13 protein-coding genes are annotated in these 12,905 nt (G+C 71.0%); all 13 read left to right on the forward strand.

The genetic code is table 11. The annotated features are described in order from the left end of the window. Positions 1 to 9: 9 nt before the first annotated feature. The 13 genes from RWH45_RS14690 (at position 10) to leuA (ending at position 12,898) form a co-directional block, all read left to right on the forward strand. Positions 10 to 654, forward strand: coding sequence for a DUF1990 domain-containing protein (locus RWH45_RS14690; RefSeq protein WP_315995623.1), 645 nt, complete (start codon positions 10 to 12; stop codon positions 652 to 654). Further along, entirely contained in the window at positions 654 to 1,871 is a 1,218-nt protein-coding gene (gene hemW / locus RWH45_RS14695) for a radical SAM family heme chaperone HemW (RefSeq protein ID WP_315995624.1), read from the forward strand. Before RWH45_RS14690 ends, hemW begins: the two co-directional genes overlap by 1 nt. 265 nt (positions 1,872 to 2,136) lie before the next feature. Further along, the gene (hrcA, locus tag RWH45_RS14700; protein ID WP_315995625.1) at positions 2,137 to 3,177 is read left to right on the forward strand and encodes a heat-inducible transcriptional repressor HrcA; all 1,041 of its coding nucleotides are present in this window, start codon (positions 2,137 to 2,139) and stop codon (positions 3,175 to 3,177) included. Positions 3,178 to 3,239: 62 nt separating this feature from the next. Continuing rightward, entirely contained in the window at positions 3,240 to 4,364 is a 1,125-nt protein-coding gene (gene dnaJ, locus RWH45_RS14705) for a molecular chaperone DnaJ (RefSeq protein WP_315995626.1), read from the forward strand. 2 nt (positions 4,365 to 4,366) lie between these two features. After that, a complete protein-coding gene (locus tag RWH45_RS14710; protein ID WP_315995627.1) occupies positions 4,367 to 5,101 on the forward strand; it encodes a 16S rRNA (uracil(1498)-N(3))-methyltransferase in 735 nt (244 codons plus the stop codon). A 170-nt stretch (positions 5,102 to 5,271) separates the two neighbouring features. Continuing rightward, the gene (locus RWH45_RS14715) at positions 5,272 to 5,619 is read left to right on the forward strand and encodes an HIT domain-containing protein (protein ID WP_315995628.1); all 348 of its coding nucleotides are present in this window, start codon (positions 5,272 to 5,274) and stop codon (positions 5,617 to 5,619) included. Positions 5,620 to 5,668: 49 nt separating this feature from the next. Beyond that, complete coding sequence (locus tag RWH45_RS14720) at positions 5,669 to 6,694, forward strand: PhoH family protein (RefSeq protein WP_315995901.1); 1,026 nt, start codon at positions 5,669 to 5,671, stop codon at positions 6,692 to 6,694. Further along, positions 6,691 to 7,158, forward strand: coding sequence for an rRNA maturation RNase YbeY (gene ybeY / locus RWH45_RS14725; RefSeq protein ID WP_076675771.1), 468 nt, complete (start codon positions 6,691 to 6,693; stop codon positions 7,156 to 7,158). Before RWH45_RS14720 ends, ybeY begins: the two co-directional genes overlap by 4 nt. Next, positions 7,155 to 8,465, forward strand: a complete 1,311-nt coding sequence (locus tag RWH45_RS14730; RefSeq protein WP_315995629.1) for a hemolysin family protein — start codon at positions 7,155 to 7,157, stop codon at positions 8,463 to 8,465. The genes ybeY and RWH45_RS14730 overlap by 4 nt, the downstream gene beginning before the upstream one ends. After that, positions 8,462 to 9,355, forward strand: a complete 894-nt coding sequence (gene era, locus RWH45_RS14735; protein WP_315995630.1) for a GTPase Era — start codon at positions 8,462 to 8,464, stop codon at positions 9,353 to 9,355. The genes RWH45_RS14730 and era overlap by 4 nt, the downstream gene beginning before the upstream one ends. 73 nt (positions 9,356 to 9,428) lie before the next feature. Further along, the gene (locus RWH45_RS14740) at positions 9,429 to 10,376 is read left to right on the forward strand and encodes a quinone oxidoreductase family protein (RefSeq protein ID WP_315995631.1); all 948 of its coding nucleotides are present in this window, start codon (positions 9,429 to 9,431) and stop codon (positions 10,374 to 10,376) included. Further along, positions 10,373 to 10,957 carry a GNAT family N-acetyltransferase gene (locus tag RWH45_RS14745; protein ID WP_315995632.1) on the forward strand — a complete coding sequence of 195 codons (585 nt, stop codon included), beginning with the start codon at positions 10,373 to 10,375 and terminating at the stop codon, positions 10,955 to 10,957. The genes RWH45_RS14740 and RWH45_RS14745 overlap by 4 nt, the downstream gene beginning before the upstream one ends. 180 nt (positions 10,958 to 11,137) lie before the next feature. After that, entirely contained in the window at positions 11,138 to 12,898 is a 1,761-nt protein-coding gene (leuA, locus tag RWH45_RS14750; RefSeq protein ID WP_315995633.1) for a 2-isopropylmalate synthase, read from the forward strand. The last annotated feature ends 7 nt before the right edge of the window (positions 12,899 to 12,905 follow it).

Below are 12,905 nucleotides of genomic sequence, written 5' to 3' on the forward strand. Positions count from 1 at the left end.
GGGTGGATCATGCGCAGGCAGAACTTCACCGATGACACGGTCGACTACGCGGCGGTCGGCGCCACCCAGGCGCCCGACCTCATGCAGTATCCGCCGGAGCACTCCGTGCCCGCCGAAGACGCCTGGCGCATCGGCAGCGGCGAGGAGCGTTTCGCCGCCGCGAGCGAGCTGCTGCTGTCGTGGGCGCCGTTGCGCGGCGAGGAACTCAGCATCACCGACGTGCGCCCGGCATCCGGGGAGGGCTACGCGGGCGTCGGCTTCGACGCCGAGGGCGCGCCCGTCGCGCCGAGCCGGCTCGAAGCAGAGCAGCGCTTCGCCGCGGACGGCACGCCGTTCGTCCGCCCCGGCACCGGCGTGCGCCTGCACGGCAAGGTCGACGGACACCGCGCCGACGCCGAGCTGCGCGTCATCTCGGTCTTCGAGGAGCCTCGTCGTGTCGGCTTCATCCTGGGCACCGTGGGGCACTCGATCGTGAGCGGCGAGGAGCTCTTCAGCCTCGAGTGGCGCGAGAACGACGAGGTCTGGTTCGTCGTACGCGCCTTCGATCGGCCCACCGCCCCGTCGTACCGCCTCTTCACCAGCCGCGTCCGGCGTCGGCGCAAGGCGTTGTTCGCGCGCTACCTGCGCGCGATCTCGCCGCTGTACTCCTCCTGATGGGCGGGCCCCTCCCGCTCGGAGACCCCGCGCCGGTCGACGGACGCCTCCCCGACGACCTCGTCATCGATCCCGGCGCCGATTTCAGCGTCTACCTGCACGTGCCGTTCTGCCGTGTGCGCTGCGGCTACTGCGACTTCAACACCTACACGGCGAGCGAGCTCCGCGGAGCGCGGCAGGACGACTTCGCCGACACCCTGGCCACCGAGGTGCGCCTGGCGGGCGCAGTGATGGATGCCGCGGGCGGTCGGCGCGCGGCATCCACGGTGTTCTTCGGGGGAGGGACGCCGACGCTGCTGCCGCCGGGTGACCTCGCCCGCATGCTCGACGCGGTCCGCGACGAGTTCGGTATCGCGGAGGGCGCCGAGGTGACCGTGGAGGCGAACCCCGACACCGTGGACGACGCGGTCGCCGACACCCTCGCCGCCGCCGGGGTGACGCGCCTGTCGATCGGCATGCAGTCGGCCCGGCCCCACGTGCTCGCGGCGCTCGACCGCACCCACGATCCGCTGAACGTCGCCACCGCGGTCGCGGCCGCGCGCCGCGCCGGTCTCGACGTCTCCGTCGACCTGATCTACGGCGCGCCGGGGGAGTCGCTCGACGACTGGCGCGCCTCGCTCGAGGCGGCGACCGCTCTCGAACCCGACCACGTGTCGGCGTACGCGCTCATCGTCGAGGACGGGACGAAGCTCGCGCGGCAGATCCGCTCCGGCGCCGTCGCGACGCCGGACGACGACCTGCAGGCCGACATGTACGAGCTCGCCGACGATCTGCTCGCCGCCGCGGGCTACGACTGGTACGAGGTGTCGAACTGGTCGCGGGGCGTCGCGCACCGTTCGCGCCACAACCTCGCGTACTGGCGCGGCACCGACTGGTGGGGCTTCGGTCCGGGCGCGCACAGCCATGTCGCGGGGCTGCGCTGGTGGAACGTGAAGCATCCCGCCGCGTACGCCCAGCGGCTCGCCGCCGCCGAATCGCCCGCCGCGGCGCGAGAGCGTCCCGACGAGACGGCGCGTCGGCTCGAGTCGGTGCTCCTGCGCAGCCGCATCCGCGAAGGGCTCGCGGTGTCGGAGATCCTCGGCGAGGGGCGCAAGGCCGTGGCATCCCTCATCGCCGACGGGCTCATCGAGGGCCCGGATGCCGTGCGCGGGCGCATCGTGCTGACCCGTCGCGGACGCTTGCTGGCGGATGCCGTGGTGCGCGCGCTGACGGCCTGACCCGGGGACGCCTCTGCTGCCCACGGGCTGAATCGTCGGGCGTGACGATGCCCGCGGCCCGTTGGCGCGTCGGTGCTTCGTGCAAACGCCCGGCGAGGCGTAAACGCCCTGTCCGGGGGTCCGCCGCTCGGAGCGGCGTTCACACGCACGCCGCGCCGCCTGACAGCGACGCCGCCGACCTCCGCGAGCCGCTCGACGCACGGGCGGGGCGATCGTCGTAGAATTGGCACTCAGTCGAGTCGAGTGCCAAACGGGAGGAGCAGCCATGGTGTCGGAACGCGGCCTCCAGGTCTTGCGCGCGATCGTCCAGGACTACGTCGACACGCGCGAGCCCGTCGGCAGCAAGGCCATCGTCGACCGCCATGCCTTCGGGGTGTCGGCGGCGACCATCCGCAACGACATGGCCCTTCTCGAGGACGAAGACCTCATCGTCGCGCCGCACACGTCGTCGGGACGCGTCCCGACCGACAAGGGCTACCGCGTCTTCGTCGACCACCTCGCCGAGCTCCGCCCGCTGTCGAGCGCGCAGCGCAGCGCCATCACCTCCTTCCTCGATGAGGCGGGCGACCTCGACGACCTCCTCGCACGCACGGTACGGGCGCTGACGCAGCTGACCGGCCAGGTCGCGATCGTGCAGTACCCCTCGTTCGCTCGCGCCAACGTCACGCACGTCGAACTCGTCGCCCTCGGCGGGCCCCGGGTTCTCGTCATCCTGGTCACCGACACCGGTCGGGTGTCGCAGCGCATCGCGCTCGTGCCCGCCGAGCCCGGCGAGAGCGACATCGCCCTGCTGCGCGCGCGCGTGGGCGCGGTGCTCGTCGGACACAGCGTCGCCGAGAGCTCCCAGCGCGTCTTCGAGGCCCTCACTGCCGGCCCGCGCCCCGGGGTCGTGCTCGACGCGATCGCCGACGCGGTCCTGCGCGTGGTCGGGGAGGAGCTCGAGGCCTTCCGTCAGGACCGTCTCGTCATGGCCGGCGCCGCGACCCTCGCCAAGCGCGAGCAGGACTTCCGCGGCAGTATCTACCCGCTCCTCGAAGCGATCGAGGAGCAGGTGACCCTGCTGCGCCTGATGAGCGAGATGGTCGCCGACGAGAAGGGACTGTCGGCGAGTATCGGGCGCGAGAACGAGCCTTTCGGCCTCGTCGAGGCCTCCGTGCTCGCGAGCCGGTACGACGGCTCCACCGGCGGGGCCCGCGTGGGTCTGCTCGGGCCGACCCGCATGGACTACTCCTCCAACCTCGCGGCGGTCCGCGCCGTCGCGCACTATCTGACCCGGATGCTCGAAGACGACGACAGCTCGCGCTGACGTCTCGCGCCGCGAGCACTCCCCACGAGAACGACCCCGCGCGAGCGGGCAGGAAGGCGATTGTGGCTGACCACTACGAGGTCCTGGGCGTCGAACGCGACGCCAGCCCGGAAGACATCAAGAAGGCCTACCGGCGTCTCGCGCGCCAGCTGCACCCCGATGTGAATCCCGGCGAGGACGCGTCCGAGAAGTTCAAACTCGTGACACACGCCTACGACGTGCTGAGCGATCCCGAGCAGCGCCGCCGCTACGACATGGGCGGCGACCAGAGCCCGTTCGGGGGCGGGGGAGCGGCCGGGTTCGGCGGTTTCAGCGACATCTTCGAGACGTTCTTCGGCGGCGCGCAGGGCGGCGGCGGAGGCCGCGGCCCGCGACCGCGGTCACGCCGGGAGCGCGGCCAGGACGCCCTCGTGCGCGTCACGCTGCAGCTCGGCGACGTCGTCTTCGGTACGCACCGCGACCTCGAGGTCGACACGGCGGTCCTCTGCGAGACGTGCCAGGGAGCGTGCACGCAGCCCGGTACCAGCGAGGTCACCTGCGACATCTGCCACGGTTCCGGTCACGTGCAGCGCACCGTGCGGAGCCTCCTCGGCAACGTCGTCACCAGCCAGCCCTGCACCGTGTGCCACGGTCACGGCACGACCATCCCCTACCCCTGCGGCACCTGCCAGGGTCAGGGCCGGGTGCGCGCGCGCCGCACGGTGTCGGTCGACATCCCCGCGGGCGTCGAGTCGGGCCTGCGCCTGCAGCTCCCCGGCTCGGGCGAGGTGGGCCCGGCCGGAGGCCCCAACGGCGACCTGTACCTGGAGATCACCGTGGAGGCGCACGACGCATTCAGTCGCGAGGGTGACGACCTCGTCGCCACCCTCGAGGTGTCGATGCCCGACGCCATCCTCGGCGCCACCACGACGATCGAGTCGCTCGACGGCTCCGTCGACCTCGAGGTGCGCCCGGGCGTGCAGTCGGGCGACGTGCTGACGATCAAGGGCCGCGGCATCACGCCCCTGCGGGGCAGCCAGCGCGGTGACCTGAAGGTCGGTGTGCACGTGGTGACCCCCACGCGCCTCGACCACAAGGAGCGGGCTCTCATCGAGGAGTTCGCCAAGCGCACCAAGGATCCGGGGCCCCGCCTGGCCGAGCACCAGCAGGGCATGTTCAGCAAATTCCGCGATCGCTTCCGCCACTGAGCATGGCGCTGCACTTCGTCACCGACGACGCCACCGACGCACAGCCGGGGGATGCCGTGACCCTCACCGGGTCGGAGGCGCATCACGCCGCGAGCGTGCGGCGCGTGCGGGTCGACGAGGCGGTCACGCTCGGCGACGGACGCGGCGTGTGGCTCTCGGGAGTCGTGACCGCTCTCGGCCCCAAGCAGGTCGACGTGCGGGTCACGGGCCGCGAGGAGGTCGCGGCGTCGGTCCCGCGGTTCGTGCTCGTGCAGGCATTGGCGAAAGGCGACCGCGACGAGCTGGCCGTCCAGGCGGCGACCGAGCTCGGCGTCGATGAGATCGTCCCGTGGCAGGCGGCGCGCAGCGTCTCGCGCTGGGATGCCAAGGCCGACAAGGGGCTCGCGCGCTGGCGGACGATCGTCCGCGAGGCTGCGAAGCAGGCGCACCGCGCGTGGGTGCCCGAGGTCGAGGGCGTGGCCCGGACGGCCGACCTCGTCGCCCGTGCCGGTGCCTCTGTCGTCCTCGTGCTCGAGCCGACGGCATCCGTCCGCCTCACCGAGGTGGCCGCGGAGGCATCGGACGGTCGCGACGTGGTGCTCGTGGTGGGCCCGGAGGGCGGGATCGCCCCGGAGGAGCTGTCGGCGCTCGAAGACGCCGGCGCCCGCCTCGTGCGGCTGGGCGACACCGTGCTGCGGACCTCCACCGCCGGGGCCGCGGCCATCTCGGTGCTGTCGGCGGCGCACGGGCGCTGGTGAGCCGGGCCGTGCCGGGCGCTTCTCGCATCCGGCGCGGATACGGCAGATCGGGGCGTCGATTCTCCGCCCCGAGCGGCCGGATCCGCCCCGATCCGGGTCGGTGAGCGCCGAGAGGGCGTCGGCGAAACGGCCGAGCCCCGGTGTCGGAGGCCCTCACTAGACTGGATGCCATGAGCGAACCGTCGATCTTCACGCGCATCCTGCAGGGCGAGATCCCTGCCGAGATCGTGGCCGAGACCGAGAACGCCTTCGCGATCCGCGACATCGCCCCTCAGGCGCCGGTGCACCTGCTCGTCATCGCCAAGACGCAGCAGTATCGCAACGTCGTCGAGCTCGCGGCCGGCGACCCGGAGCTGCTGACCGAGGTGATCGGTCTCGCGAACAGCGTCGCCGCCGAGCACGCCGACGGCGATTTCCGTCTGATCTTCAACACCGGCGAGGGTGCCGGACAGACCGTCTTCCATGTGCACGCCCACGTTCTCGCGGGCGGCCTGAACGAAAAGAGCCTGGGTGGCTGATTCCCCCGAAGAGACCGTCTCCGAGCAGATCGCCGTCGACGGCGTGGCCATGGTGCAGCTGCTCGGTCCGCAGGACCGTCTCCTGCGCGTCGTCGAGAAGGAGCATCCCGACGTCGACGTGCACGTGCGCGGCAACGAGATCACGCTGTCGGGCTCTCCCGCGGCGGTGCGGGCCGCTCGCGGCCTGGTCGACGAGCTGGTCGCCATGACCCGCTCCGGCCACGGCCTCGACCCGGCCGACGTGACGAGTTCCAACCGCATGCTCCGCACCGATGGCGGGCCTCGCCCGTCCGAGGTGATGGGCGAGGCGATCCTGTCGTCGCGCGGAAAGGTGATCCGCCCCAAGACGGCCGGCCAGAAGGAGTACGTCGACGCGATCGACGAGAACACGATCGTGTTCGGCATCGGCCCCGCCGGTACGGGCAAGACCTACCTCGCGATGGCCAAGGCCGTGCAGGCGCTTCAACGCAAAGAGGTCAACCGCATCATCCTGACCCGACCCGCCGTCGAGGCGGGCGAGCGCCTCGGGTTCCTCCCCGGAACACTGACCGACAAGATCGACCCGTACCTGCGCCCGCTGTACGACGCGCTCAACGAGATGATGGACCCCGACATCGTGCCCAAGCTCATGGCGACGGGCACGATCGAGGTCGCTCCGCTGGCGTACATGCGCGGTCGCACGCTGAACGACTCGTTCGTCGTGCTCGACGAGGCGCAGAACACCACGCCCGAGCAGATGAAGATGTTCCTCACGCGCCTCGGCTTCGGCACCCGCATGGTGGTCACCGGCGACATCACGCAGGTCGACCTCCCGCAGGGCGCCTCGGGTCTGCGTCTGGTCACCCGCGTGCTCGGCGACATCGACGACATCCACTTCTCGCGCCTGACCAGCGACGACGTCGTGCGTCACTCCCTGGTCGGCCGTATCGTCGACGCGTACAGCGAGTACGACGAGAAGCGCCTGGCCGCGCGTCGCGAACGCGACGAGGCCTCCGAGTTCGCCAACCGTGCGGAGCGACGCGGCCCCGGTGCCGCCGGTCCCCGCGATCACCTCCCGAGACGAAACCGCTCATGACGATCGAGATCAACAACGAATCCGGCCACGAGGTCGACGAGCAGGTCCTGCTGCGCCTGATGGAGTACAACCTGGCGGAGCTGCACGTCAGCGCCGACGCCGACGTGGCGATCGTGCTCGTCGACGAGGGGGCCATGGAGTCGCTCCACGTGCAGTGGATGGACGAGCCCGGCCCCACCGATGTGCTGAGCTTCCCGATGGACGAGCTGCGTCCCGGCTCCGAAGACGCCCCCACCCCCGCGGGGCTGCTGGGCGACATCGTGCTGTGCCCCGCCGTGGCCGAGACGCAGGCGGTCGCCGCGAAGCACTCGACGCAGGACGAACTCATCCTCCTCACCACGCACGGGTTGCTGCACCTCCTCGGATTCGATCACGCCGAACCCGACGAGGAGCGCGAGATGTTCGGGCTCCAGCGGGAGCTGATCACCGGGTTCCAGGCCGTCGAGCGCCAGCGTCGGGCATGACCGAAGCGCTCCTCCTCGTCGCCGCCTTCCTCCTCGTTGCGTTCGGCGGCCTGATGGCGGCCTCCGAGGCGGCGCTCGGCGTCACCTCGCGCACCGACCTCCTCGAGCTCGGCGCCTCAGGCCGCAACGCCCGATCGCTCCGGCGGATCGCCGACGACACGAGCGCGCACAACACCGCGGTGGTGTTCATCCGCGTGCTCGCCGAGACGACCGCCGCCGTGCTCGTCGCCGCCGCGTTCATGCTGATCTTCGACGACATCTGGTGGGCCGTGATCGCCGCGGCCGTGCTCATGACGGGCATCTCGTTCGTCGCGGTGGGGGCGAGTCCGCGCACCGTCGGTCGCCAGCACGCGCGCGGTCTGCTGCGCGGCGTCGCCCCCGTCATCCGGGGCATGCGCATCCTGCTCGGCCCGCTCGCGCATGGTCTCGTCGCCGTCGGCAACCGCGTGACGCCGGGGGTGTCGCACTCCACCTCGTTCGCGTCGGAGGAGCAGCTGCTCAGCATCATCGACGAGGCGGCCGAGAACGAGTTGATCGAGGAAGACGATCGCGAGCTGATCCACTCGGTCTTCGACTTCACCGATCGCTACGTCCGCGAGGTCATGGTGCCGCGCACCGACATGGTCAGTGTGGATGCCGCGGCCACCTCCCGCGAGGCCCTCGCGCTGTTCCTCGAGAAGGGCGTCTCCCGGGTGCCCCTCGCCGATGACGACGCCGACGACGTCGTGGGCGTGCTGTACCTGAAGGATCTCGTGCAGTTCGGCTTCCGCGACGAGGCCGGCTGGCGCGACGCCCCCATCCGCCGCATCGCCCGGCCGGCCGTCTTCGTCCCCGAGTCGATGAAGGCCGAGACGCTGCTGCAGCAGATGAAGAAAGATGCCGTCCACGTCTGCCTGGTCGTCGACGAGTACGGCGGCGTCGCGGGTCTCGTGACCCTCGAAGACCTCATCGAGGAGCTGGTGGGAGAGATCGCCGACGAATACGACGCTCCCAACACCGAGATCGTCGAGCTCGGCGAGGGCCGCTACCGCATCAACGCGCGCCTCGGGCTCGACGAGGTCGGCGACCTGTTCGGTCTCGAGCTCGACGACGAGGACGTCGACTCGATCGGCGGCCTGCTCGGCAAGGCGCTCGGCCGCATTCCTCAGCCCGGCGCCACCGCCGAGCACTCCGGCCTCGTGATGACCGGAGGCGCGTCGCGCGGCCGGAACCGGGGCATCGCCACCGTGATCGTCGAGCGCAGCGAGGTCTCCGCCGACGACGACGCCGACGCAGAGCTGTCGGCGCGTGAAAGGAACGACAGATGACCGACACCCGCTCCGGGTTCGTGACCTTCGTGGGGCGACCCAACGTCGGCAAATCCACTCTGACCAATGCGCTCGTGGGCGAGAAGGTCGCCATCACCAGTGAGAAGCCGCAGACGACGCGCCGCGCGATCCGCGGCATCGTCAACCGCCCCGGCGGTCAGCTCGTGGTCGTGGACACCCCCGGCATCCACCGCCCGCGCACCCTGCTCGGTCAGCGCCTGAACGACCTCGTCGAGCAGGTGCTCGGCGACGTCGACGTCATCGCCTTCTGCGCACCGGCGACCGAGAAGGTCGGTCCCGGAGATCGCCGCATCGCGGAGTCGCTGTCGGGCTACCCGCGCGCGAAGAAGGTCGCCCTCGTGACCAAGACCGACGCCGCGACCCGCGATCAGATCACCGAGCGTCTCGTCGAGGTCGATGCACTTCGCGAGGACTGGGCGGCGGTCATCCCGCTGTCGGCGGTGACCAACGATCAGCTCGACGTGCTGAGCGACGAGCTGCTCGCCCTCATGCCCGAGGGCCCCGCGCTGTACGCCGACGACGTGGTGACCGACGAGACGCTCGAAGACCGCATCGCCGAGATCATCCGCGAGGCGGCCCTGCACGGCGTGCGCGACGAGCTCCCGCACTCGATCGCCGTGACGGTCGACGACGTCGCGCCGCGCGAGGACAGCGACCTGACCGACGTGTACGCGAACATCGTCGTCGAGCGCGACAGTCAGAAGGCCATCATCATCGGCAAGAAGGGCTCGCGCCTGGCCGATGTGGGCGCGCGAGCACGCGCGGGCATCGAGCCGCTCGTGGGCGGCCGCGTCTATCTGTCGCTGCACGTGCGGGTGGCGAAAGAATGGCAGCGCGACCCGAAGCAGCTCGGACGCCTCGGCTTCTGAGCCCCGGAGACCGCGCGACACCCGCTCGGCCCCCGACCGTGCCGAACGCGCGGTCGCAACGAAAGGTGCAGGCATGGCGAAGAGGTGGACGGCTCCGGCTCCGGGGCCCATCGAGACGTGGAGCTACGACGAGGTCGACGTCGCCGCCCCCGGACCGGGCGAGGTGACGATCCGCGTGCGCGCGGCCGGCATCAACCCCGCCGACGCGAAGCACGTCGCGACGCAGCGCCCCGGCGCGACGTTCCCGGTGCCGATCGGGTACGAGCTGTCGGGTGAGATCACCGCGGTCGGCGATGGCGCGGTCGGCGGCTCGGGAGAGCTCGCGGTCGGCGACGAGGTCGTGGCGTTCCGGGTGCAGGGCGCCTACGCGACCGACCTCACCGTGCCCGCCCGCGACGTCTTCGCGAAGCCTGCGGCCCTCTCGCATCCCGAGGCGGCCAACCTGCTGCTCGCCGGAACCACGGCGGCCGAGATGATCCAGGTCACCCGGGTCGTCGAGGGCGAGACGGTGCTGCTGCACGCCGCCTCCGGCGCCGTCGGGGTGAGCCTGCTCCAGCAGGCGCGCGAACTCGGCGTCCGCGTGATCGGCACGGTCGGGGCGGATGCCGACGACTCGGCCGAGCGCGTTCGTCGCTACGGCGGGATCCCGGTGGCCTACGGCGACGGGCTGCGCGAGCGCGTCGAAGCCGCGGCCGACGGAGCGGCGATCGTCGCCGCCTGGGACGCGGCGGGGACCGACGAGGCCATCGACGTCTCGCTCGAGCTGGTCTCGGACCGCGACCGCATCGTCACCATCGTCTCGCCCGATCGCGCGAAGGCCGACGGCTTCCTGTGGATCGCCGGAGCCCGCCCGGAGAGCGCCCGTTTCCGTGACATCGCCCGCGCTCGGGTGCTGGAGCTCGCGGCATCCGGGGCCCTGGAGGTTCCCCTCGCCCGCACGTACCCGCTCGCCGAGGCGGTCGAGGCCGTGCGCTTCGTGATGACCGGGCACCCCGGCGGCAAGGTCGCCCTCCTGCCGTGAGCACGTCGCCGTTCGCCCTGCCGCCCGCGCCCGAGACCCTCGAAGTGACGGGGGAGCGCGTGCGCCTGCGCCCTTTCGAGGAGCGCGATCTCGAGGCCATGGCCGGCTACCGCGGCGACGCCGAGGTGTGCCGGTTCCTCCCGTTCGACCCCCAATCGCCCGACGACATCCGGCGCCGCATCGGGCATCTGTTCGGCGGGACGAGCCTGGAGGGCGAGCGCGGCGGTGTCGTCCTGGTCATCGAGAGCGAGGGCGCCGTCATCGGCGACCTCGTGCTGTTCCACCTCGACACGGACGCGGGATCCGCCGAGATCGGCTGGGTCGTGAGCCCGGGGGCATCCGGCCGGGGGCTCGCCACCGCCGCGGTGCGCGCTCTCATCGACACCGCCTTCGTCGTCTACGGTCTGCGGCGGGTGGAGGCCCGGATCGATCCCGACAACGCCCGCTCGGTCGCACTCGCCGAACGCCTCGGCATGCGCCGGGAGGCGCATTTCGTCGAGAAGGAATGGTTCAAGGGGCGCTGGGGCGACCTGCTCGTGTACGCCGTGCTGGCGCGCGAGTGGGCAGCGCCCGCGGCCTGACGTCGGCGGCTCGCGACGCGGACGCGGCGGGGGCCGCGGTGCGGGGCTGCTACGATCGCTCCATGCGCTTCGGTGGCCTTCTTCTTCTTAGCTGCCGCGACGAGTCCTCGTTCTAAGGGCCTTCCTCGTCGCGGAGATCGTCGTCGGCCCCACCGAACGAATCTAAAGAAGCGACACATCATGAAGAACACCCAGAAGCCCACGTCCGCTCCGGTGCACAAGTACCGTCCCTTCCACGAGCAGATCCGGGTCGACCTGCCCGACCGCACGTGGCCGAGCAAGCGCATCGAGGTCGCACCGCGCTGGTGCGCCGTGGATCTGCGCGACGGCAACCAGGCCCTGATCGATCCGATGAGCCCCGAGCGCAAGCGGGTCATGTTCGACCTGCTGGTGAAGATGGGCTACAAGGAGATCGAGGTCGGTTTCCCGAGCGCCAGCCAGACCGACTTCGACTTCGTACGCCAGCTGATCGAAGAAGAACTCATCCCCGACGACGTCACGATCCAGGTGCTGACGCAGGCGCGCGAGCACCTCATCGCCCGCACGTACGAGGCGATCGCCGGCGCGAAGCAGGCCATCGTGCACCTGTACAACTCCACGAGCGTGCTGCAGCGCGAGGTCGTGTTCCGCACCGATGAGCAGGGCATCGTCGACATCGCGCTCGAGGGCGCGCGCCTGTGCAAGAAGTACGAGGCGACGATCCCGCAGACCGAGGTCTATTACGAGTACTCGCCCGAGAGCTACACGGGCACCGAGCTCGCCTTCGCGCTGCGCATCTGCAACGAGGTGCTCGAGGTCTTCCAGCCGACGGCCGAGCGCAAGGTCATCCTGAACCTCCCCGCCACCGTCGAGATGGCCACGCCCAACGTCTACGCCGATTCCATCGAGTGGATGTCGCGGAACCTCAACCACCGCGAGAACGTCATCCTGTCGCTGCACCCCCACAACGATCGCGGCACGGCGGTGGCCGCCGCCGAGCTGGGCTACATGGCCGGCGCCGACCGCATCGAGGGGTGCCTGTTCGGCAACGGCGAGCGCACCGGCAACGTCGACCTGGTGGCCCTGGGCATCAACCTGCTGACGCAGGGCATCGACCCGCAGATCGACTTCAGCGACATCGACCAGGTCAAGCGCACCGTCGAGTACTGCAACCAGCTGCCCGTCCCCGAGCGCAGCCCCTGGGCCGGCGACCTGGTCTTCACCGCGTTCAGCGGTTCGCATCAGGATGCCATCAAGAAGGGCTTCGAGGCGATGGAGGCCCGCGCGACGGCCGAGGGCAAGACGATCGACGAGATCGAGTGGGCGGTGCCGTACCTGCCGATCGATCCGAAGGACCTGGGCCGCTCGTACGAGGCCGTCATCCGCGTCAACTCGCAGTCGGGCAAGGGCGGCGTCGCCTACCTGCTGAAGGCCGACCACGCGATCGACCTGCCGCGCAAGCTCCAGATCGAGTTCTCGGGCGTCGTGCAGGCGCGCACCGACGCCGAGGGCGGCGAGGTCTCGAGCGCCCAGATCTGGGACATCTTCACCGACGAGTACCTGCCCGCGACCGACGACGACCAGCGCTGGGGCCGCTTCGAGCTGCTGTCGACCCGCTCCTCGAGCGACATGTCGGGCGATGTGCACCTCGACGTCTCGCTGCGCGACGGCGACACCACGCACCCGGCCTCGGCCGTGGGCAACGGTCCGGTCGCCGCGTTCCTCGAGATCGTCCGTTCGCAGGGGTTCGACGTGACCCTGTACGACTACGTCGAGCACGCCCTCAGCTCCGGCGGCGACGCGCAGGCCGCGGCCTACGTCGAGCTGCAGGTCGACGACCAGCGCCTGTGGGGCGTGGGGATCGACGGCGACATCTCGACGGCGTCGCTGAAGGCGATCGTGTCGGGCGTCAACCGCGCGATCCGCACGCGTCAGGCCACCGTCGCCCTCGCGGGCGTCTGACCCGACC

This window comes from Microbacterium galbum, from assembly GCF_032464915.1.
Classification (GTDB): domain Bacteria; phylum Actinomycetota; class Actinomycetes; order Actinomycetales; family Microbacteriaceae; genus Microbacterium; species Microbacterium galbum.